At 69.0% G+C, this 21030-nt stretch carries 19 protein-coding genes; all 19 read left to right on the plus strand.

Features of this window, described 5'->3' with window-relative positions; genetic code table 11:
• Positions 1 to 250: 250 nt before the first annotated feature.
• Positions 251 to 1147 (plus strand): pyridoxal 5'-phosphate synthase lyase subunit PdxS, encoded by an 897-nt coding sequence (gene pdxS / locus VFR64_08060; protein ID HET9489690.1) that lies wholly within the window; start codon positions 251 to 253, stop codon positions 1145 to 1147.
• A gap of 16 nt (positions 1148 to 1163) precedes the next feature.
• Entirely contained in the window at positions 1164 to 1754 is a 591-nt protein-coding gene (gene pdxT / locus VFR64_08065) for a pyridoxal 5'-phosphate synthase glutaminase subunit PdxT (GenBank protein ID HET9489691.1), read from the plus strand.
• Positions 1751 to 2371, plus strand: coding sequence for an FMN-binding negative transcriptional regulator (locus VFR64_08070; protein ID HET9489692.1), 621 nt, complete (start codon positions 1751 to 1753; stop codon positions 2369 to 2371). Before pdxT ends, VFR64_08070 begins: the two co-directional genes overlap by 4 nt.
• Positions 2372 to 2375: 4 nt before the next feature.
• Positions 2376 to 3167: a 3-oxoadipate enol-lactonase gene (gene pcaD, locus VFR64_08075; GenBank protein ID HET9489693.1), complete on the plus strand. Its 792-nt coding sequence runs from the start codon at positions 2376 to 2378 to the stop codon at positions 3165 to 3167.
• A gap of 104 nt (positions 3168 to 3271) precedes the next feature.
• Complete coding sequence (locus tag VFR64_08080; protein ID HET9489694.1) at positions 3272 to 4480, plus strand: 4Fe-4S dicluster-binding protein; 1209 nt, start codon at positions 3272 to 3274, stop codon at positions 4478 to 4480.
• Positions 4481 to 4615: 135 nt separating this feature from the next.
• Complete coding sequence (locus VFR64_08085; protein ID HET9489695.1) at positions 4616 to 5845, plus strand: pyruvate ferredoxin oxidoreductase; 1230 nt, start codon at positions 4616 to 4618, stop codon at positions 5843 to 5845.
• A gap of 12 nt (positions 5846 to 5857) precedes the next feature.
• On the plus strand, positions 5858 to 6886 hold the full coding sequence (locus VFR64_08090) for a thiamine pyrophosphate-dependent enzyme (GenBank protein ID HET9489696.1): 1029 nt from the start codon (positions 5858 to 5860) through the stop codon (positions 6884 to 6886).
• Positions 6887 to 7016: 130 nt separating this feature from the next.
• Positions 7017 to 7994, plus strand: a complete 978-nt coding sequence (locus VFR64_08095) for a tripartite tricarboxylate transporter substrate binding protein (protein ID HET9489697.1) — start codon at positions 7017 to 7019, stop codon at positions 7992 to 7994.
• Complete coding sequence (locus VFR64_08100) at positions 7995 to 8474, plus strand: tripartite tricarboxylate transporter TctB family protein (protein ID HET9489698.1); 480 nt, start codon at positions 7995 to 7997, stop codon at positions 8472 to 8474.
• A 4-nt stretch (positions 8475 to 8478) separates the two neighbouring features.
• Positions 8479 to 10023 carry a tripartite tricarboxylate transporter permease gene (locus tag VFR64_08105; GenBank protein HET9489699.1) on the plus strand — a complete coding sequence of 515 codons (1545 nt, stop codon included), beginning with the start codon at positions 8479 to 8481 and terminating at the stop codon, positions 10021 to 10023.
• 46 nt (positions 10024 to 10069) lie between these two features.
• On the plus strand, positions 10070 to 11434 hold the full coding sequence (locus VFR64_08110) for an SLC13 family permease (protein HET9489700.1): 1365 nt from the start codon (positions 10070 to 10072) through the stop codon (positions 11432 to 11434).
• Positions 11435 to 11456: 22 nt separating this feature from the next.
• A complete protein-coding gene (locus tag VFR64_08115) occupies positions 11457 to 12353 on the plus strand; it encodes a universal stress protein (GenBank protein ID HET9489701.1) in 897 nt (298 codons plus the stop codon).
• Positions 12350 to 13114 (plus strand): FadR/GntR family transcriptional regulator, encoded by a 765-nt coding sequence (locus tag VFR64_08120; protein HET9489702.1) that lies wholly within the window; start codon positions 12350 to 12352, stop codon positions 13112 to 13114. The genes VFR64_08115 and VFR64_08120 overlap by 4 nt, the downstream gene beginning before the upstream one ends.
• 245 nt (positions 13115 to 13359) lie before the next feature.
• A complete protein-coding gene (gene ppdK / locus VFR64_08125; protein HET9489703.1) occupies positions 13360 to 16050 on the plus strand; it encodes a pyruvate, phosphate dikinase in 2691 nt (896 codons plus the stop codon).
• Positions 16043 to 16930, plus strand: a complete 888-nt coding sequence (locus tag VFR64_08130; GenBank protein ID HET9489704.1) for a dihydrodipicolinate synthase family protein — start codon at positions 16043 to 16045, stop codon at positions 16928 to 16930. The genes ppdK and VFR64_08130 overlap by 8 nt, the downstream gene beginning before the upstream one ends.
• Positions 16931 to 16966: 36 nt before the next feature.
• Entirely contained in the window at positions 16967 to 18715 is a 1749-nt protein-coding gene (ilvB, locus tag VFR64_08135) for a biosynthetic-type acetolactate synthase large subunit (protein HET9489705.1), read from the plus strand.
• Between the two features lies 1 nt (position 18716).
• Positions 18717 to 19289 carry an acetolactate synthase small subunit gene (ilvN, locus tag VFR64_08140; protein ID HET9489706.1) on the plus strand — a complete coding sequence of 191 codons (573 nt, stop codon included), beginning with the start codon at positions 18717 to 18719 and terminating at the stop codon, positions 19287 to 19289.
• 19 nt (positions 19290 to 19308) lie between these two features.
• Positions 19309 to 20316 (plus strand): ketol-acid reductoisomerase, encoded by a 1008-nt coding sequence (ilvC, locus tag VFR64_08145; protein HET9489707.1) that lies wholly within the window; start codon positions 19309 to 19311, stop codon positions 20314 to 20316.
• A 7-nt stretch (positions 20317 to 20323) separates the two neighbouring features.
• The gene (locus VFR64_08150; protein ID HET9489708.1) at positions 20324 to 20971 is read left to right on the plus strand and encodes a phosphatidylserine decarboxylase; all 648 of its coding nucleotides are present in this window, start codon (positions 20324 to 20326) and stop codon (positions 20969 to 20971) included.
• Positions 20972 to 21030 lie beyond the last annotated feature (59 nt).

The following is a 21030-nucleotide window of genomic DNA, read 5'->3' on the forward strand; positions in this document are numbered from 1 at the left end:
GCGGTGCGCGCGGACCGGATCGACGAGGGCGTGAAGCGGCTCGGCGAAGTCATCAGGGAGGCCCTCAAACGTCCCGCGCCCCCGCCCATCCTGGAGCGCGCCGCGCTCCCGCTAGTGTAACGGCGAGGACGACGTGGTGCGCAGTCGGGCGCACGCGGGAACTCGATGATTAAGCGAGCGTGAGATCTCGGCGGGGCATGGGCGTGGCGACAGCCCGGGTGCCCATGCCCTGTACAAGGAGACAACTACCATGAGTGAATTGAACGGGTTGCGGATCGCGGATCGCAAGCACATCGGCCTCGCCGAGATGCTCAAGGGCGGGGTGATCATGGACGTGACCGATGCCGAGCAGGCCAAGATCGCCGAGGACGCGGGCGCGGCCTCGGTCATGGCGCTCGAGCGGGTCCCCGCGGACATCCGCCGCGACGGCGGCGTGGCCCGCATGGCCTCGGTGAAGAAGATCCGGGAGATCCAGAAGGCCGTCACCATCCCCGTCATGGCCAAGGCCCGCATCGGCCACTTCGTCGAAGCTCAGATCCTGGAAGCGCTGGGGGTGGACTTCATCGACGAGTCCGAGGTGCTGACCCCGGCCGACGAGCACTTCCACATCGACAAGTTCCAGTTCCGGATTCCTTTCGTGTGCGGGGCCCGCGATCTGGGGGAGGCGCTCAGACGCATCGGCGAGGGCGCGGCCATGATCCGGACCAAGGGCGAGGCGGGCTCGGGGAACATCGTCGAGGCCGTGCGGCACATGCGGGCGGTGACGAGCGGCATTCGCCGCCTGACCACCCTGGGCCCGGAGGAGCTGATGACCGAAGCCAAGACGCTGGGCGCGCCCTACGAGCTGCTCCGCTGGGTGGCCCAGCACGGGCAGCTGCCCGTGCCGAACTTCTCGGCTGGCGGCATCGCCACGCCGGCCGACGCTGCCCTGATGATGCAGCTCGGGGCCCAGGCCGTCTTCGTGGGCTCGGGCATCTTCAAGTCGCAGGATCCGCCGCGCCGGGCGCGGGCGATCGTGCAGGCCACCACCCACTGCAAGGACCCCGACGTCCTGGCCCGCGTGAGCGAGGAGCTCGGTGAGGCGATGGTGGGGCTGGAGACCTCCAAGCTCCCCAAGGAAGAGCTGCTTCAGACGCGCGGCTGGTAACGCGCCGGAGGTCACGATGAGGATCGGTGTCCTCGCGCTGCAGGGCGACTTCGCCCGGCACGCCCGGGCGCTCGCCCGGTGCCGGGGCGACATCGAGGTGGTGGAGGTCCGCAAGCCGAGCGAGCTGGCCGGCCTCGACGGCCTGGTGGTGCCGGGCGGCGAGAGCACGACGCTGCTGCGCCTCATGGAGGAGTGGCAGTTCCTGCCGGCGCTCGAGAAGTTTCACGCCGAGGGCCGGCCGCTCTTCGGCACCTGCGCCGGGGCCATCGTGCTGGCCCGGGAGGTCGAGAATCCGCGCCAGCTCTCGCTGGGGCTGATCGACATCGGCATCGAGCGCAATGCCTACGGCCGGCAGCGCGAGTCGTTCGAGGCCGCCGGCGAGGCGCTGCTGGCCGACCGCCGCGTGCCCATCGAGATGGTGTTCATCCGGGCTCCGCGGATCCGCTCACTGGGCCCCGGTGTGCAGACGCTGGCCAGCCATGGGGGCGATCCGGTCCTCGTGCAGGAGGGCAGCGTGCTGGTCGGCACGTTTCATCCGGAGCTGACCGAGGACCAGGCCGTCCATCAGTACTTCTGTGACCTGGTCGCCCGGAGCCGCGGCCGATGATCTTCCACGACTACTACTCGGACATCCCGGCCGCGGAGGTGGATCGAGTCGTGCTGGCCCAGGAACTGGGTCGGCTGGTGACGGTGGGCGACGACGGCACCCCGCACATCGGCCTCTACCCGTTCGTCTACGAAGGTGACGCGGTGGAGGTGCACCTCGTGCGGACCGACGAGCAGATCGCCGATCTGAAGGTCCGGCCGCGGTGCCTGTTCGAGGTGGATGAAGTCCTGGCGGTGATTCCCTCGTACTGGGTCAACGCGGAGTACGCGGGCTCGGCCACCGCGTACCACCGTACGGTGATCTTCGAGTGCACGGCCAGGGTCATCGAGACACCGGCGGCGGTGGCGGCCCAGCAACGACGTCTCCTGGCTCGCTACCAGCCGGAAGGCGGCTACCGGGCTCTGGACCCCGCGGATCCGCTCTACGCCGGCGCGCTGGAGCGGCTGGCCGCGGTCCACTTGACCATCACGCGGCGCCGGGCCAAATTCAAGCTCGGCCAGAACCGCCCGGCGGAGGCGCGGCGTCGCGTCATCGCCGAGTTGCGCCGGCGGGGACGCGCCCATGACGGGCGGGCGGCCGAGGCGCTGCAGTGGACCATCGACGTCCAGGGGAGATGAACCGATGAAGGCCAAGGCGAACGGGATCACCGTGAACTACGCCCTCGAGGGACCGGCGACCGCCCCCGTCGTGATGGTCAGCCACTCGCTGGCCGCCCACCTCGGCATGTGGGAGCCGCAGGTGGCCGCGCTCACCCGGAGCTTCCGCGTGTTGCGCTACGACACGCGGGGCCACGGCGGGAGCGAGGTGGTCCCCGGCGCCTACACGCTCGACCAGCTCGCCGACGATGCCGTCGGGCTTCTGGACGCGCTCGGGACCGACCGGGCCCAGTGGCTCGGCCTGTCGCTGGGCGGAATGATCGGTCAGACGCTGGCGCTCCGGGCCCCCGGCCGTCTGCGCAGCCTGATCCTCTGCGACACGACCAGCCGTGTGCCGGCCGAAGCGAAGCCCACCTGGGAAGCTCGCATCCGCACGGCCGAGACCCAGGGGATGGAGCCGATCGTCGAGCCGACCGTGGAACGGTGGTTCACCGCGCCATTCCGCCAGCGCCGGCCGGAGGTCGTCGACCGCGTCCGCACGATGATTCGCGAGACGGACCCTCGCGGCTACGCCGGCTGCTGCCACGCGATCTCCGGGCTCGACCTCACGGATCGGCTCTCGGCCATCCGCCTGCCCACGCTGGTGATCGTGGGGGAGGAGGATCAGGGCACGCCCGTGGCCGCCGCCCGGACGATTCACGAGCAGATCAAGGGCTCCGAGCTCGTGGTCATTCCCTCGGCGGCCCATCTGTCCAACATGGAGCAGCCCGAAGCCTTCACCAACGCCGTGGTGAAGTTCCTCGGCCGGGTCGCTTAGTCGGCCGCCGCGCCGGCCGCGCGCGGGCCTTGACAGGCAGGAGCGACCATAGGCATAGTGCGGTCAGACCAGCCGACCAGTCATCCCTGGTGTAGGAGGACCGCATGGCAGCGTTGACGTGCGAGGTTGTCTATCGCGGCATCTTTCAAAAGAACCTCGCCGCGCGGATCGCGCGCGGCATCGTCCTCAGCTCCCGCAAGGCAGGCCGCTGGGGGATCGCGTTCGGGCGCTACGGTGACAGCCCCCAGCGCAACGGGATCCCCGCCAAGGACTTCGCCATCGTCGCCGACACCAAGGAAGAGCTCGAGCAGAACATGGCCCGCTACGAGCCCAAGCAGGTGGACGTCACCATCTGCGTGGACGACACGCTGGCCAAGGGCGTGGAATCCTGGGCCTGGTACGGGCTGCAGCCCATCAACCGACTGACCGCCCCCAACGGCACCGTCCTGATGACGTCCCTGCAGCCGATCGACGCCCTGCTCAAGGACATCCACCAGAAGGACGCCCCCTGGACGCTCAGTCTGCTCCGGGCCAAGGCCTCGTTCTCGGGCCTGTGGGTATACAAGGAAGACCACACGGAGGCCCGGATCCTCGGGGCCCTGGCCAAGATCGCTCCCAACTTCCTGAGCCTGGACGCCGTGTGTCAGGCCATCCAGGAGTCGGAGTGGGGCTCGGATCTCAAGGTGGCCTCGGCCCGCAAGGCCCACGACCGCCTGGAGTCGCGCGCGATCAAGCCCGGCCAGGGGAACGCCGAGACGCCGTATGCCTTCGAGATGCCCCGGTGGTGGGAGATGCGCGAGGGTGTCACCATTCCGGCCATCCCCATCGGCAAGCCCAAGGAGGGCGGCAAGGGCTACGTGCCGGAGCGCAATCCCTACTTCAAGAAGTTCACCACGCGCACCATGCGGCCGGTGATCGACTTCGATACCTGCGTGAAGTGCAACCTGTGCTGGATCGCCTGTCCCGACTCCGTGTTCGACGTCATGCCGGACGGCACCTTCGACGCCAACATGGAGGCCTGCTGCGGGTGCGGTGTGTGCGAGGCGGTCTGCCCGGTCGAGAACTGCATCACGATGGTGAACGAGCAGCTGTTCGAGGACAACGCCAGCCAGTGGGAGATGTGGCGCAAGGACAAGGCGGGCTACAAGGCCTGGATGCAGGACAAGATCGGCAACAAGAATGCGACGGTGCGCTCGCACGGCTTCCGGTTCCGCGGGCAGTACGAGCAGGAGCTCAAGCAGGACCTGGACGTGGGAGGCGTGGAGATCACCGCCGGCATCCCGGGCGAGAACGCCGAGCACAAGACGGTGTAGGCGTAAGGCGGGGAGAGACAGCGCGGTGAGTCGGGACTCACGCAGCGCGATCGACATGGGCGAACGGGTGGTACCGGCGGGGCGCGGGCGTGGCGAAGCCCGGGTGCCCGCGCCCTGTTAGAGGAGGCAGGATCTATGGCAGTTGCCACGACAGCGGCCCGTGCCGCCGGTGAAGACAGAGAGCTCCTGATCTCGGGCAGCGAGGCGGTGGCCGAGGCCCTGACCTTGGCCGACATCGACGTCGTCACCGCCTATCCCATCCGCCCCTACGACACGGTCATGCAGGCGATCGCCAAGAAGATCTCCGGCGGCCAGCTGGTCGCCGAGTACATCGTGGCCGAGGGTGAGCACAGCCAGTTCGAGATCGTCAAGCACGCCTCCACGGTGGGCGCCCGCGTCTTCTGCGGCTCCTCCGGGGTGGGATGGGCGTATGCGATGGAGTGCCTGGTGGTGACGCCGCCGCTGCGCGTGCCCATGGTGGCCCTCGTGGGCAACCGGGCCCTGGACGACCCCGGGGCCTTCGGCGTCGAGCACAACGATGCGCTGTTCGTCCGCGACCTGGGCTGGTTGCTGGTGTGGATCGACACCTCTCAGGAGGCGCTGGACACCACCCTCATCGCCTATCGGGTGGCCGAGGACCGCCGGATCTTCCTGCCCCTGGCCATCTCGGCCGACGGGGCGTTCCTCACGCACTCCCAGGCCCTCACGCTGGTGCCGCCCAAGGAGAAGGTCGACAAGTTCCTGCCCCGCTACGATCGGGGCGATCTGCAGCTGCATCCGGACAACCCGATCACGGTGGCGCCGCAGGCCAACGAGGACTGGGTCATCGAGATCCGGCGCCAGAACGACGAGGCCATGAAGCGGGCCTACACGGTCATCGAGGAGGCCTACGCCGACTTCCGACGGGTCTTCGGCCGGGGTCCCGAGAACCCCTGGTTCGAGGAGTACATGACCGAGGACGCCGACGTGATCCTGATCGGCATGGGCACGATCTCGCTGCCCATCAAGGTCGGCATCCGCAATATGCGGGCGCAGGGCAAGAAAGTGGGGCTGGTGCGGCTGCGCTGGTTCCGCCCCTTCCCCTACGAGCAGCTGGCCCAGAGCCTGACGAAGGCCCAGGCCATCGGCGTCATCGACCGCGACTACTCGTTCGGCTCACCGTTCGCTTCGGGTGTGGTGGCCAACGAGATCCGTGCCGCCCTCTACAACGCGCCCAAGCGGCCCCCGTTGCTCAGCTTCATCGGCGGTCTAGGCGGGCGAGAAGTGACACTGGAGGACGTCTACAAGGCGACCGAGCTTTGCTACAATGCGGCGCAATCCGGCAAATCCGACGCGAAGACCCACTGGCTCGGGGTCCGGGAATAGAGGGAGAGGCGTATGGCGGAGACGACGTTCTCGAACGCGACGCAGATCCTCGAACCGTTCAAGGGGATCAAGCGGGTCACCATCGAGGAGTACTTCACCTCCGGGCACCGCACGTGTCAGGGGTGCGAGTCCGCGCTGGTCATGAAGCTGATGGTGAAGGCGGCCGGTCCCCGGACGATCGTGCTCGGCTCGACCGGGTGCATGTACGTGGCCAACACCACGTACTACACCACTCCCTGGGTGGTGCCGTGGATGCACACGCAGCTGGGCTCCTCGGGGTCCGCGGCGCTGGGGACGGCCGCCGGCCTCAAGGCGCTCATGCGCAAGGGCAAGATGAAGGCCGAGCCCATCAACGTGATCGCCTTCTGCGGTGACGGTGGCGGGGCCGACATGGGTGTGGGCGCGATCTCGGCGACCTTGACCCATCGGGAGTACAACTCCCTGATCCTGCTCTACGACAACGAGTCGTATGCCAACACCGACATCCAGTTGTCGGGGATGACGCCCTACGGCGCCCATACCACGTTCAGCCCGCCCGGCAAGGCCAAGCGCATCATGCACACCCGCTGGAAGAAGAACATGGCCGGCATGATGGCCGCCGGCCACCCCGAGTGCCGGTACGTGGCCACGGTATGCGCCTCCTACGCGGTGGAGATGATGAACAAGGTGCGGCGGGCGCTCAGCATCGGCGGCCCGACCTTCATACACTCGCTCGACCCGTGCCCCAAGGGCTGGGACTACGATCCGATGCTCTCGCATGAGCTGGGCGAGCTGGCGGTGGAGACCGGCCTCTTCCCGCTCTACGAGGTCGATGACGGCAACGTGAAATACTACGGCAAGACCAAGGCGATCACCGAGGGTCGCCAGCGCAAGCCGGTCCGCGAGTACCTCCTCAAGCAGGGCCGCTTCGCGCACTTCACCGAAGAGGACCTCGCCTACTTCCAAGCCAAAGTCGACGAGATGTGGGACAAGTGGGAGATCCCCGGTGTCGTCCCGTTCCGGCGGATCGACGCGGCCAAGGCAACGTTGGCCGCGAAGTAGCGCAAGACGTTGGTGGTCGTCGATCACCACCCGACTCGGGGCCGAGCGCGGAACGCTGCTCGGCCCCGTCGCGTTTCTCGTATGTCGCCGGGCTCCGGCTACCGGAGCGCCGGGAGAGGAGGGTACTCCCATGACCCGTGACTGGCGTGTCCTGCTGTGTTGGGCCGTGCTCCTGGCGGTCGGCGCGGTGGCCGGACCGGCCGCCGCCTGGGAGCCGTCGAAGCCGATCGAGTTCGTGATCCCGGCCGGCACCGGCGGCGGCGCCGACCAGATGGCTCGGCTCATCGCCGGCCTCGCCGAGAAGCACAAGCTCACGCCGCGGCCCCTGGTGGTCGTCAACAAGTCCGGAGGAGCCGGCGCCGAGGGGTTCATGCACGTGAAGGGTAAGAAGGGCGACGCCCACACGATCATCATCACGCTGTCGAACCTCTTCACGACCCCGCTGGCCACCGGGACGCCGTTCAACTGGCGCGATTACACGCCCATCGCGCGCATGGCTCTCGATCGTTTCATCCTGTGGGTCAACGCCGAGACTCCCTACAAGACGGCCAAGGAGTACGTCGAGGCCGTGAAGAAGAGCCCGGGCATGAAGATGGGCGGCACCGGCTCCAAGCAGGAAGACCAGATCATCACGGTCCAGCTGGAGCAGGCCCTGGGGCTCAAGTTCACGTACGTGCCGTTCAAGGGCGGGGGCACCGTGTGCGTGAACCTCGTGGGCAAGCACGTCGATTCCACGGTGAACAACCCCATCGAGTGCGTGAGCCACTGGAAGGCCGGGCGCGTCCGGCCCCTGGCCGTCTTCGACCCCGAGCGCGTTCCCGACAAGGACTGGAAGGAGATCCCCACCGTCAAGGAGGCGCTCGGCCTCGACATCCAGTACAACATGCTGCGCGGCATCTTCGGTCCCCCGGACATGCCGAAAGAGGCCGTCGACTGGTACATCGGCTTCCTCAAGAAGGTGTATGACACCCCGGAGTTCCAGGACTACCTGCACAAGGGCGCCCTCAAGGGCTCGTTCGCGACGGGCGCCGAATACGTCAAGTGGGTCGAGGGGGCTGAGCAGCTCCACAAGGAGTTGATGGCGAAGGGCGGGCTCGTCAAGAAGTAGATGCGGGCTGCCGACCTCATCACCGCGGCGATCCTGGCCGGCCTGGGCGGCGTCGTGCTCTACGACGCCGCCCGGCTCGGCTTCGGGTGGGGGATCGAGGGGCCGCGGAGCGGGTTCTTTCCTTTCTGGCTGGCGGTCCTGCTCATCGGCATCAGCGTCGTCGTGTTCGTCCAGGCCCTCGTCCGGCATGGCGCCACGCCCTTCGTGACGCGCCGGCAGATCGGGCCGGTCCTGAAGGTGCTCGCTCCTCTGACCGGCTTCATCGTGCTGACCGATCCTCCGGGCCCCTGGTCGGGGCTCGGCCTCTACGTTGCCGCCGCCGTGTATCTGGCCTTCTACATGCGCTGGGTCGGCCGCCACCGCTGGCTGACGGTCCTGGGCATCGCGGTGGTCGTCCCGGTGCTCGCCTTCGTCGTCTTCGAGCAGTGGTTCCTGGTCCCGATGCCCAAGGGTCCGCTCGAGGACTGGCTGGGGTACTGAGCAAGTGGGGCTCGACAACCTGCTCCTGGGCTTTCAGGTCGCCATCACGCCGTTCAACCTCTTCATCGCGGTGATCGGCGTGCTCCTGGGGACGATCATCGGTGTGCTCCCGGGCCTGGGCGGGGCCAACGGGGTGGCCATTCTGCTGCCCTTGACCTTCACCATGCCGCCGACCTCGGCCATCATCCTCCTGACGTGCATCTACTGGGGCGCGCTGTTCGGCGGCGCCATCACCTCGGTGCTTTTCAACATCCCGGGCGAGCCGTGGTCGGTGGCCACCACCTTCGACGGCTACCCGCTGGCCAAGCAGGGCCAGAGCGGGCAGGCCCTCACCACCGCCTTTACCTCGTCCTTCGTGGGGGCCTTCTTCTCGATCGTGCTGATCACGTTCTTCGCGCCTATCCTGGCCGAGGTGGCGCTCAAGTTCGGGCCGCCCGAGTTCTTCGCCATCCAGCTCCTCACGTTCTCCTCGTTCGTGGGCCTGGGCGGGGGCAACCCGCTGAAGTCGCTGGCCTCGATCCTGATCGGGTTCAGCCTGGCCTCGGTGGGGTTGGACATCGTCACCGGCCAGCTCCGGCTCACCTTCGGATTCGTCGACCTCATGAAGGGCTTCGACTTCATCGTGGCCGTGATCGGGCTGTTCGGGATCGGCGAGATCCTGCTGTCCGTGGAGGAGGGCCTGCGGTTTCAGGGTGCCCCGGCCCGGATGAACACCCGCGTCGTGTTCGACACCTGGAAGATCCTGCCCCGGTACTACCGGACGTTCGTACGGGGCTCGGTGATCGGCTTCTGGATGGGCTTCAAGCCAGGCGGAGCCACGCCGGCCTCGTTCATGAGCTACGCCTTCGCCAAGCGTTTCTCCAAGCACCCCGAGCGCTTCGGCAAGGGGGAGCTCGAGGGGATCGTGGCGCCGGAGACGGCGGCGCACGCGGCTGGTGTGGCGGCCATGCTGCCGATGATCACGCTGGGCATTCCCGGCTCACCGACGGCGGCGGTGATGCTGGGCGGGCTCATCATCTGGGGGCTGCAGCCGGGCCCGATGCTGTTCGTGGACAACCCCGAGTTCGTCTGGGGCCTGATCGCCAGCATGTACACTGGCAACGTCATCGGCGTGCTCATGGTCCTCACGCTGGTGCCGTTTTTCGCGGCCATCCTGAGAATCCCGTTCGCCATCCTGGCCCCGCTGATCGTCGTCATCTGCTCCATCGGGGCCTACGCCGTCCACAACAGCATGATCGACATCTGGTACATGCTGATCTTCGGCGTGGTGGGCTACGTCTTCAAGAAGCTCGACTATCCCCTGGCCCCGCTGGTGCTGGCCCTCGTGCTCGGCGACATGTCGGAAAACGCCCTCCGGCAGAGCCTGATCATGTCCCAGGGCTCGCTGACGATCTTCCTCACCCGGCCCATCACGGCCGTCATCACGGCCCTGGCCCTGTTCTTCTTCGCGCTGCCCGTCATCACCCCCTGGTGGCGGCGGCTGCGCGGACATGGGACGCTGCCCGCCGGCGCCGAGCCCACCGGGCGGGCCGCCTCGCGCGAGTCATGACCGCTTGGCCGCCCCGGTGATCTGCGGCGAGGAAGACTGAGACCGCATGGACCTGACGGCCTGGCTCGCCCTCGGCATCTTCGTGGCCGCCATCGTCACGGTCATCGGCGGCTGGATCGATCGAGCCCTGACCGCGCTCCTCGGCGTGGCCCTCATGGTCTGGGTGGGGGTGGTCACCGAGGATGAGGCGTTCCTGCTCGTGGACTGGAACGTCATGGCGATCCTCATCTCCATCTGGATCATCGCCGGGTACTTCGGGAAATCCGGGGTGCCCGAGTGGCTGGCCATTCAGGCCCTGCGACTGTCCGGCGGCCACGGCGGGCTCCTGGTGATGATCCTGTCGCTGCTGTCGGGCCTCGTCTCGATGGTGGTCGACAACGTGGTCGTCATCCTCATGTTCGCGCCGGTGGCGCTGCCCCTGGTCCGCCACCTGGGTCTGCCGCTGACGCCGGTGATCCTCATGATCGGCTTCAGTGCCAACTTCATGGGCTCGGCCATGCTGCTGGGCGACCTGCCGCCCCAGATGCTGCACAGCGTCTCGGGGGCGGAGTTCGTGGACTTCATCTGGCACCAGGGCTTGCCGTCCTCGTTCCCCATCCTGTTGGTCACGTTCCTGGCCACGCTGGGCGGCATGTACCTCTACGGCTTCCGGACGTACGGCGTCCGGACGCCGCAGGCCGCGGCGAGCGTGTCCGGGAACCCCCGTCCGGTCGGCGCCGGGACGGCCGCGAACGCGCTGGACGCCAGCGCCCGGATTCCCCATCTGCGGTTCGCCCTGACGGTGGTGGGGATGTTCGTGCTGACGATCGTCGCCATGGCCTTGCGGGAGCTCTTCGGCGTCAAGCTCGGCTTCATCGCCATGAGCGGCGCCGTGCTGACAGTGCTGGTGGTCGAGGTGCTCTTTCGCGGGCGTGAGCGGCCGGAGTTCGAGGCGATCCTGGCGGAGCTCGACTGGCGGGCGATCCTCTTCTACATCGGCCTCTTCGCCCTCGTCGGCGCGGTCGAGAAGACGGGCGTCCTCGAGCGGCTCGCCCACGTGCTCATCCCCATGTTCGTGGCCAACCTCGCCCTAGGCGCCACGCTGCTGTATTGGGTCACGGTGCCGATCGTCGGCATCGTCGAGCACGACGCGTACATCCTCACGTTCCTCTACACGATCCGCGATCTCGGGCAGCAGGGGGTGGATCCGTGGCCGCTCTGGTGGATGCTCCTCTGGGCCGGAACGCTGGGCTCGAATCTCACGGTGGCGGGGGCGCCGGCGCTGTACGTGGCGCTCAACATCTGCGAGCGGGAAGAGAAGATGACGATCTCGGTCGGCACCTTCCTCCGCTGGAGCGTGCCGTTCGTCGTGCTGTCCACGATCATCTGCTACGCGATCGGCATGGCGATCTGGGTCTTGCCGCGCGCATGAGCGCCGGCGTCGGGAGGTGAGCATGCGCGTTCTCGTCGCCACCGACGGCTCGAGCGGTGCCCGCGCCGCGGTGGACTGGCTCGCTCGGTCCTTCCCCGGCGCGGGCGCGACCGTCACCGTGGTGAGCGTGGTGGCCGGGCCCCCCGCGGTCGCCGGCGGGGAGGCCGAGCGGCTGCGCGCCGTGGCCACCAGCGTGGCCGAGCGCGCGGTCGGGGAGGCACGGGCGGCGCTGTCCGCGCGCTGGCCCGAGGCGGACGGGCGCGTGCTCGACGGCGACCCGCGCGAGGAGCTCGCGCGCCTCGCCGAGGCCGAGCGGGCCGACCTCCTCGTGGTGGGCGCGGCCGGGCTCGGCGGCGTCCGTCGCTTCCTGCTGGGCAGCGTCTCCCGCGCGATGGTGCGCCACGCGCCCTGCCCGGTGCTCGTCGTGAAGGGGAGCGCGGCCCGGACCGAGACGACGATCGTCGCGGTGGACGGCTCTTCGCACGCGCTGGAAGCGGTTCGCTACTTCGCCGCGCTGGGCCTCGAGCTCGCAGGCGGCGTGCTCGTGCTCGGGGTCGTCGAGCCGGTCCGATGGCCGAGGGCCAAGCCGGTCGCCTTGAGCGCGCAGGTGCGCCAGGCCGCTCGGGAGCTGGGCGAGCGGCGGCGGAGCGAGATGCAGGAGGCGGTCGCGCAGGCGGCCGCGGAGCTCCGGGAGCGGGCCACACCGGTGGAGACGGTCCTCTCCGAGGGCCGGCCGGCTCAGAAGATCGTGGAGACGGCCCGCAAGCGGGGCGCCGGGCTGGTCGTCGTCGGCGCCCGCGGCGTGGGGACGATGATGCGCCTCGTGCTCGGCAGCGTCTCGGAGGCGGTGCTGAACGACGCGCCCTGCCCGGTCCTGGTGGTCCGAGCGAAGAGGGCGACCACGGGAGGAGTTCCATGAGCACGGCGAGACGCCGACCGGAGGGCCGGGGCGCGCGCGAGATGGCGTTGGAACCGATCAAGTCGACCCGCATCTACGAGGAGATCGTCCGCCAGATCAAGGCCATGATCGCCGAGGGGCGGCTCAAGAGCGGTGACCAGCTGCCCCCCGAACGAGACCTGGCAGGGAAGTTCGTGGTCAGTCGCACCTCCGTCCGGGAGGCGCTGCGAGCCCTGGAGAGCCTGGGGTTCGTGGAGATCCGGCCCGGCGAAGGCACGTTCGTGCGCGAGGTGTCCGTGGAGGCGCTGATCGAGCCGCTGGCCCTGGTGCTGGCCACTCAGCGCGAGGCCATCGGCGACCTCTTCGAGGCGCGGCGGCTGCTCGAGCCCGCCATCGCCGCCTTGGCGGCCCGCCGGGCCACCCCGGACGAGATCCAGGAGATGGAGCGCATCCTCGACGAGCAGGCCAAGGAGATCGACCGCGGGGGCACGGGTCTTCTCCAGGACGACCAGTTCCACTCGGCCATCGCCGCCGCCGCCCACAACCAGGTCATCACCCGGCTCGTGCACGCGATCATGGACCTGCTCACGCAAGGCCGGGAGGAGTCGCTGCACACCCCGGGTCGTCCGCAGCGCTCCCACCAGGACCACCAGCGCGTGCTCGACGCCATCCGCCGTCGTCAGGCGAGCGCGGCCGAGCAGGCCATGCGCGAGCACGTGATCGCCGTGGAGGCCCTGGTGCTGGGCCCCGAGGCCGTGGCCCGGCGGGCGAAGAGCCGCTGAGGGCGCCGCACCCTGCCTTGACGCGGGCCAGGGACGGCCCGTATACTCCCGTGAAATGACTTTACGCGTCCTGTCGCGGGGCCTTATTCTCCTGGCGCTGCCGGGCCTGCCCGGAGCATCCGCGACCTAGCGCGCGACGGATGCCACGGGCAGGAGCGGGGCCCGTGGCGGAAGCGATGTGAGGGCCACGGGTGGGCGGCACCCGTGGCCCTCGCTTTTTTGGCCTGGGAGGAGTGGAGGGAGCCATGACCAAGTACGTCTATTCCTTCGGCCGGGGCAAGGCCGAGGGCTCCTCCCTCATGCGCAACCTGCTCGGCGGCAAGGGCTGCGAGCTCGCCGAGATGACCAACCTCGGAATCCCCGTTCCCCCCGGCTTCACGATCACCACCCAGGCCTGGGCGCGCTACAACCGCGCCGGGCAGCAATGGCCGGAAGGGCTGTGGGACCAGGTGCTGGCCGGGCTGCAGAAGCTCGAACAGGACGTCGGCCTCACCCTGGGCGACGCCCGGCAGCCCCTGCTCGTCTCCGTGCGCTCGGGGGCGCGCGTGTCGATGCCGGGCATGATGGAGACGGTCCTCAACCTCGGGCTGAACGATGCCACCGTGGAAGGCCTGGCCGCGCGCACGAGCAACGAGCGCTTCGCCTGGGACTGCTATCGCCGGTTCATCACTATGTTCAGCAGCGTGGTGCTCCGGATCAAGCGCGAGACGTTCGACGAGCAGCTCGACGCCGTGAAGGCCCGCCTGGGGGTCAAGAGCGACCCCGAGGTGCCCGCCTCGGAGCTGCGCAAGCTGACCCAGACCTTCAAGGACATCGTGAGCGAGCGGACGGGCCACCCGTTTCCTCAAGATCCGCACGAGCAGCTGCGCCTGGCCATCAGCGCCGTGTTCGACTCCTGGTTCGCCAAGAAGGCGGTGGAGTACCGGCGCATCCACGACATCCCCGACGATTGGGGCACGGCCGTGACCGTGATGGCCATGGTCTTCGGCAACCTCGGGGAGACCTCGGGCACGGGCGTCGGCTTCACCCGCGATCCCCGCACCGGCGAGCGGCGCTTCTACGCCGAGTTTCTTCCCAACGCCCAGGGCGAGGACGTGGTGGCCGGGCTGCGCACGCCGCTGCCCATCGAGGCGCTCCACGAGCGGATGCCCGAGATCTACGATCAGCTGCTCGACATCGCCACCCGGCTGGAGCGGCACTACAAGGACATGCAGGACATCGAGTTCACGGTGCAGGAGGGCACGCTCTACCTGCTACAGACCCGCTCGGGCAAGCGCTCGGCGGCGGCCGCCGTCCGGGTGGCCGTGGACCTGGTCGGCGAGAGCGTGATCGACCAGCACACGGCGCTCTTGCGGGTGCGGCCGCAGAGCCTGGGCGAGCTGCTGCATCCGGTCTTCGACGAGCAGGACAAGGCGCGCGCCATCCAGGCCCAGCGCCTGCTGGCCCGAGGGCTGCCGGCCTCTCCCGGCGCGGCGGTGGGCGAGGTGGTCTTCGACGCCGACCGGGCGGTGGAGTGGGCCCGGGCCGGCCGGCGCGTCATCCTGGTGCGCCCCGAGACGTCGCCGGAGGACGTGGCCGGCATGTACGCGTCCCAGGGCATCGTGACGGCGCGCGGCGGACGCACCTCCCATGCCGCGGTGGTGGCGGTGGGCATGGGCAAGGCCTGCGTGGTGGGCGCCGGCGACGTGGCGGTGGACCTGGAGCGCCGAATCTTCGTGGCGGGCGGCCGGAACGTCCGGGAAGGCGACGTGATCTCCGTCGACGGCAACACCGGCGAGGTCATCCTCGACGCCGTCACGACCATCGAGCCCGAGATCCACACCGAGCTGCGCACGGTCCTGGACTGGGCCGACCGCTATCGCCGTCTGGGGGTCCGGGCCAACGCCGACACGCCGGAGGACGCGCAAAAGGCGCGGGAGTTCGGCGCCGAGGGCATCGGCCTGGTCCGCACCGAGCACATGTTCTTCACGTCGGAGCGGATCCCCCTGGTGCGCGAGATGATCATGGCCGGCGACTCGGCGTCCCGGCGCGCCGCCCTGGCCAAGCTGCAGCCGTTGCAGCGTGACGACTTCGTCGGCATCTTCCGCGCCATGGACGGGCTGCCCGTCACCATCCGGCTGCTCGACCCGCCCCTGCACGAGTTCCTGCCGCGCTACACCGACCTGCTGGAGGAGTACACGCGGCTGGAGGCCCGGGGGATCAGCCCGGCCCGGCAGCGGCTCGAGGAGATGATGACCAAGGTCCGCTCGCTGCAGGAGGCCAACCCGATGCTCGGCCACCGCGGCTGCCGCGTGGGCATCACCCACCCCGAGATCTACGGGATGCAGGTGCGGGCCATCATGGAGGCCGCCTGTACCGTGGCCGAGCAGGGGGGAAAGGTCGAGCCCGAGATCATGATCCCCCTGACGGGCACCGTCGGGGAGATGCGGCTCACCCACGAGCAGACCAAGCGCATCGCCGACGGGGTGGTGGCCGAGATGGGCGTGCCCGTCAGGTACACGATCGGCACGATGATCGAGGTGCCCCGGGCGGCGTTGATCGCGGATCAGATCGCGCGGGACGCCGAGTTCTTCTCCTTCGGTACCAACGACCTCACCCAGCTCACTTTCGGCTACAGCCGGGACGACGTGGCCAAGTTCCTGCCCGACTATCTGCAGAAGGGCCTGCTGGCCCACGATCCGTTCGCAGTCCTCGACCGGGAGGGTGTTGGCGAGCTGATCCGGATCGGGATCGAGCGGGGCCGCCGCACCCGTTCGGACCTCAAGGTGGGGATCTGCGGCGAGCACGGGGGTGAGCCCTCGTCCGTGGAGTTCTGCCACCAGGTCGGGATGACGTACGTGTCGTGTTCCCCGTTCCTGATCCCCATCGCCCGTCTCGCTGCCGCCCAGGCCCGCCTCAAGGAGCGCGGGGCGGCCGGAGGAGAGTCCCATGCCTAGCTTCGACGGCGTCTTCATTCCAGTCCCGACCCCCTTCCGCGGCGATGACGTGACGGTGGACCGCCTGGCCGCCAACCTGGGCCGGTGGAACGCCACGGCGCTGGCCGGCTACGTCGTGCTCGGCTCGACCGGCGAGTTCCCCATGCTCTCGGAGGCCGAGCGCGATCGGGTGCTGGCGGCGGCCCGCCAGGCGATCCCCCGGGACAAGCGGTTCATCGCCGGCACCGGGACCAACTCCACGCTGCACACGATCAAGCAGTCGAAGCGGGCGGCCGAGCTGGGCGCCGACGCCGTCATCGTGATCACCCCGCACTACTTCACGCGGCCGTTCGGGCGCCCCGAGGCCCAGGCCCGGCACTACCTGGCCGTGGCCGACGCCTCGCCCGTGCCCGTGATGATCTACAACTTCCCCCTCAACACCGGCATCAACCTGGAGCCGGAGACCGTCGCCAAGATCGCCGCCCACCCCAACGTGTGCGGGATCAAGGACTCCTCGGGCAACATCCCGCAGTGCGCCCAGATCCTGGACCAGACGCCCAAGAGCTTCTCGGTCCTGGTCGGCGCGGCCTCCGCGCTGCTGCCGGGACTGGCCATCGGCGTCTCCGGCGGCATCCTGGCCCTGGGCAACATCTCGGCCCGGGAGTGGTGTGACGTGTACGCCCTGGCCAAAGCCGGGCGGTGGGAGGAGGCGCGCGAGATCGCGGCCCGGATGATGCCCGCCGATCGCGGGATCGCGGGCCGCTACGGGATCGGCGGGCTCAAGGCGGCCCTGGACCTGCAGGGCTTCTACGGCGGCCCCTGCCGCCCGCCGCTGGGCACGCCCGACGGCGATGCCATCGAGGACATCAAGGAAGTGCTGGCCACGGCCGGCCTGCTGTAGAGCGACACGACCGCTGACGGAGGGACTGACGTGAGAATGTCGGGCGCGCAGATGGTTCTGGAGTGCATCAAGCGGGAAGGAGTGGAGACGGTCTTTGGCCTGCCTGGGGGCGCAGTCCTTCCCATCTACGACGCCCTCTACGACTTCGAGGGGCTGCGCCACATCCTGGTCCGCCAGGAGGCGGCCGCCGGCCACGCCGCCGAAGGGTACGCGCGCACGACGGGCAAAGTGGGCGTCTGCATGGTGACCTCCGGCCCGGCGGCGACGAACCTGGTCACCGCGCTGCAAGACGCCTACATGGATTCCATCCCGATCGTGGCCTTCACGGGCCAGGTCCCCACGCACCTCATCGGCAACGACGCCTTCCAGGAGGCCGACAACTGCGGCATCACCCGTCCCTGCACCAAGCACAACTTCCTGGTGAAGGACGGCCGCGACCTGGGGCCGATGATCCGCGAGGCCTTTCACATCGCGGCCACCGGACGGCCGGGCCCCGTGCACATCGACCTGCCCAAGGACGTCCTGGTGAAGGAGGCCGAGCTGGTGTGGCCGGAGCGCGTGCAGCTGCGCTCCTACAACCCCACGTACGACGGTCACCCCGGGCAGATCAAGAAGGCGGCCCGGCTGATGCTGGCCGCCCGGCGGCCGGTCCTCTACGTGGGCGGCGGGGTCATCGCCTCCGACGCCTCCGCCGAGCTGCGCGAGCTGGCCGAGCTGACCCAGATCCCGGTGACCACGACGCTGATGGGCCTGGGCGCCTTCCCCTCCGAGCACGCACTGGCGCTCGACATGCTGGGGATGCACGGCACCTACTACGCCAACATGGCCGTCCACAACGCCGACGTCCTCATCGCGGTGGGCGCCCGCTTCGACGACCGGGTCACCGGCAAGGTCGAGCTCTTCGCCCCCAAAGCCGAGATCATCCACATCGACATCGACCCCTCGTCGATCTCCAAGAACATCAAGGTCCACGTGCCCATCGTGGGAGACTGCCGGCGCGTGCTGCGGGGGCTGGTGGACGCCGTTCGCGAGGAGCTGGCCGGCGAGCCCGTCTCGCTCGGCGGGCAGGCGCGCAAGCAGTGGCTGGCCCAGATCGGCGAGTGGCGGCAAGCGCATCCGCTGCACTACGAGTGGGACGACAACCTGATCAAGCCCCAGTACGTGATGCAGGAGGTCTCCAACCTGACCCGGGGCGAGGCCTACATCATCACCGGCGTCGGCCAGCATCAAATGTGGGCCGCCCAGTACTACCGGTTCAAGTACCCGCGGCACTGGTGCACGTCGGGCGGGCTGGGGACCATGGGATACGGCCTCCCCACCGCGATGGGCGTGGCCGCCGCGCATCCCGGGGCCCTCGTCATCAACATCGACGGCGACGGCTCGTTCGTGATGAACAGCCAGGAGCTGGCGACCTGCTACGACCACAACCTGCCCGTGAAGACGATCATCATCAACAATGGCGGGCACGGCATGGTGCGCCAGTGGCAGGAGATCATCTACAAGGGCCGCTTCGTGGCCATCGACCTGGACCGCAGCCCGGACTTCGTGAAGCTGGCCGAGGCCTACGGCTGCGTGGGGATCCGGGCCACCAAGCCGGCCGAGGTCGTGCCCGCCCTCGAGAAGGCCTTCTCCACGCCGGGGCCGGTGGTGGTCGACGTCCAGGTCGACCGCTGGGAGCACGTGTTCCCCATGGTGCCGGCGGGCGGCGCCAACAAGGACATGATCCTCGAGCGGCCCAGCCGGGCGGTCAAAGAGAAGGCCGCCCGCGCCCAGACGGGGTTCTGAGATGCAGAATGGCGGCGGGCCGCGCAAGCACACCATCTCGGTCATGGTCGAGAACCGCTTCGGCGTGCTCTCCCGGGTCGCCGGGCTGTTCTCGGCCCGGGGCTACAACATCGAGAGCCTGTCGGTGGGCGAGACGCTGGACCCCACGGTGAGCCGGATGACCATCGTGGTGAACGGCGACGAGTTCGTCATCGAGCAGGTGATGAAGCAGCTGCACAAGCTCATCGACGTGATCAAGGTCACGGATCTCACCGACGAGGACCACGTCCAGCGCGAGCTGATGCTCGTCCGGGTGAACGCCGAGCCCCAGCACCGGGCGGAGATCCTCCGGACCGTCGACATCTTCCGGGCCAAGGTGGTCGACGTGACACCGCTGAGCTTCACGCTGGAGGCCACCGGGGACGAGGAGAAGCTGGAGGCGCTCATCGAGCTACTGCGTCCGATGGGCATCCAGGAGCTCGTGCGCACGGGGAAAGTCGCCATCGCCCGCGGCCCCAAGACGCGCCGCAAGGCCGAGGGGCCGCGACGGCCGCGCGTGTCGGAGGACCCCCGCGTGGTCGGCTTCGCCGATTAGACGAGAAAGGACGAGAGGAATGCCGGCAAAGATCTACTACGACCAGGACGCCGACCTGGGGCTGCTCAAGGGGCGCAAGATCGCGGTCGTCGGGTACGGCAGCCAGGGTCACGCCCACGCGCTGAACCTCCGGGACTCGGGCCAGGACGTCGTGGTCGGGCTCTACAAGGGGTCGAAGAGCTGGGCCAAGGCCGAGAAGGACGGTCTGCGGGTCACCACGGTGGCCGAGGCCGCCCAGATGGGCGACATCGTCATGATCCTGCTCCCCGACCAGGTCCACCGTTCGACCTACGAGGAATCGATCCGGAGCGCGCTGAGCAAGGGCAAGATGCTCATGGTGGCGCACGGCTTCAGCCTGCACTTCAACCAGGTGGTGCCGCCGCCCGACGTGGACGTCTCCATGATCGCCCCCAAGGCGCCCGGGCACGTCATGCGCGACCTCTTCACGCAGGGCCCCGGCGTGCCGGCCCTGCTGGCCGTGCAGCAGGACGTCAGCGGGCGGGCCAAAGATCTGGCCCTGGCCTACGCCAAGGGCGTCGGGTGCACCCGGGCCGGGGTCCTGGAGACCACGGTGCGCGAGGAGACCGAGACCGACCTCTTCGGCGAGCAGACGACCCTGTGCGGCGGCATCTCGCACCTCATCAAGGCGGCCTACGAGACGCTGGTCGAGGCCGGCTACCAGCCCGAGGTCGCGTACTTCGAGTGCATGCACGAGATGAAGCTCATCGTCGACCTGTTCTATCAGGGCGGCCTGGCCTACATGCGCTACTCCGTCTCGGACACCGCGGAGTACGGCGACTACAGCCGGGGCCCCCGCATCGTGAACGACGCGACGAAGGCCGAGATGCGCCGCATCCTGGCCGAGATCCAGTCCGGGCAGTTCGCACGCGAGTGGGTGCTGGAGAACCAGGCCAATCGCGCCTCGTTCCTGGCCATGCGCCGGCGGGACGCCGAGCATCCGATCGAAGAGGTTGGCAAGCGGCTTCGGGCCATGATGTCATGGATCAAGCCCCCGCGAATGGGGTGAGGGTGAAGTGGGTAAAAAGAAACGCACACGACGGATTCCGATCGCGCGAGAGGGCTGGCCGTTCGTCCTGGGGCCGGCGGCGATCGCGGCCGGGCTCTGGCTCACCGGCCGCCGGCGGCTGGCCGCGCCGTTCGCGGCGGCCTCGGTGGCCTCGCTCGGCTTCTTCCGTGACCCCGAGCGGGAGGTCTCGGCGGCGGCCAACGCAGTGCTGGCCCCGGCCGACGGCACCGTGCGCGAGATCGTCGAGGACAGCGACGAGTGGGTGGGGCCGGGCGTGCGGGTGTCCATCTTCCTCTCGCCGCTGGACGTCCACGTCAATCGGGCGCCCATCGGCGGCCTCGTGGTGGACACGCGCCAGCAGCGGGGGCGCTTCCTGGCCGCCTGGAAGGCCGAGGCCAGCCGGATCAACGAGCGCTGCGTGATCCATCTGCAGGGTGACAACGCCCGGGTGACGGTGGTGCAGATCGCCGGCATGGCGGCCCGGCGCATCGTGTGCCGGGTGCGCGCCGGCGACAAGGTGGCGGCCGGCGATCGCATCGGGATGATCCGCTTCGGCTCGCGCACCGACTGCCTCGTGCCCCAGGGAACCGACATCCGCGTCCGCCCCGGCCAGCGCGTGGTGGCTGGCGTCACCGTCCTGGGGTTCCTGGTGTGATGAACGCGGGGACCGAGATGAAGAATCGGTCTAGAACAACGCAGCCACGCGTGCCTAGA

This window comes from Candidatus Methylomirabilota bacterium, assembly GCA_035709005.1.
Classification (GTDB): domain Bacteria; phylum Methylomirabilota; class Methylomirabilia; order Rokubacteriales; family CSP1-6; genus 40CM-4-69-5.

Excerpts from the sequence above, each read along its gene's own strand:
- pdxS (HET9489690.1), top strand. The coding sequence starts at position 251 with ATGAGTGAATTGAACGGGTTGCGGATCGCGGATCGCAAGCACATCGGC.
- pdxT (HET9489691.1), top strand. The coding sequence starts at position 1,164 with ATGAGGATCGGTGTCCTCGCGCTGCAGGGCGACTTCGCCCGGCACGCC.
- VFR64_08070 (HET9489692.1), top strand. The coding sequence starts at position 1,751 with ATGATCTTCCACGACTACTACTCGGACATCCCGGCCGCGGAGGTGGAT.
- pcaD (HET9489693.1), top strand. The coding sequence starts at position 2,376 with ATGAAGGCCAAGGCGAACGGGATCACCGTGAACTACGCCCTCGAGGGA.
- VFR64_08080 (HET9489694.1), top strand. The coding sequence starts at position 3,272 with ATGGCAGCGTTGACGTGCGAGGTTGTCTATCGCGGCATCTTTCAAAAG.
- VFR64_08085 (HET9489695.1), top strand. The coding sequence starts at position 4,616 with ATGGCAGTTGCCACGACAGCGGCCCGTGCCGCCGGTGAAGACAGAGAG.
- VFR64_08090 (HET9489696.1), top strand. The coding sequence starts at position 5,858 with ATGGCGGAGACGACGTTCTCGAACGCGACGCAGATCCTCGAACCGTTC.
- VFR64_08095 (HET9489697.1), top strand. The coding sequence starts at position 7,017 with ATGACCCGTGACTGGCGTGTCCTGCTGTGTTGGGCCGTGCTCCTGGCG.
- VFR64_08100 (HET9489698.1), top strand. The coding sequence starts at position 7,995 with ATGCGGGCTGCCGACCTCATCACCGCGGCGATCCTGGCCGGCCTGGGC.
- VFR64_08110 (HET9489700.1), top strand. The coding sequence starts at position 10,070 with ATGGACCTGACGGCCTGGCTCGCCCTCGGCATCTTCGTGGCCGCCATC.
- VFR64_08115 (HET9489701.1), top strand. The coding sequence starts at position 11,457 with ATGCGCGTTCTCGTCGCCACCGACGGCTCGAGCGGTGCCCGCGCCGCG.
- VFR64_08120 (HET9489702.1), top strand. The coding sequence starts at position 12,350 with ATGAGCACGGCGAGACGCCGACCGGAGGGCCGGGGCGCGCGCGAGATG.
- ppdK (HET9489703.1), top strand. The coding sequence starts at position 13,360 with ATGACCAAGTACGTCTATTCCTTCGGCCGGGGCAAGGCCGAGGGCTCC.
- VFR64_08130 (HET9489704.1), top strand. The coding sequence starts at position 16,043 with ATGCCTAGCTTCGACGGCGTCTTCATTCCAGTCCCGACCCCCTTCCGC.
- ilvB (HET9489705.1), top strand. The coding sequence starts at position 16,967 with ATGTCGGGCGCGCAGATGGTTCTGGAGTGCATCAAGCGGGAAGGAGTG.
- ilvN (HET9489706.1), top strand. The coding sequence starts at position 18,717 with ATGCAGAATGGCGGCGGGCCGCGCAAGCACACCATCTCGGTCATGGTC.
- ilvC (HET9489707.1), top strand. The coding sequence starts at position 19,309 with ATGCCGGCAAAGATCTACTACGACCAGGACGCCGACCTGGGGCTGCTC.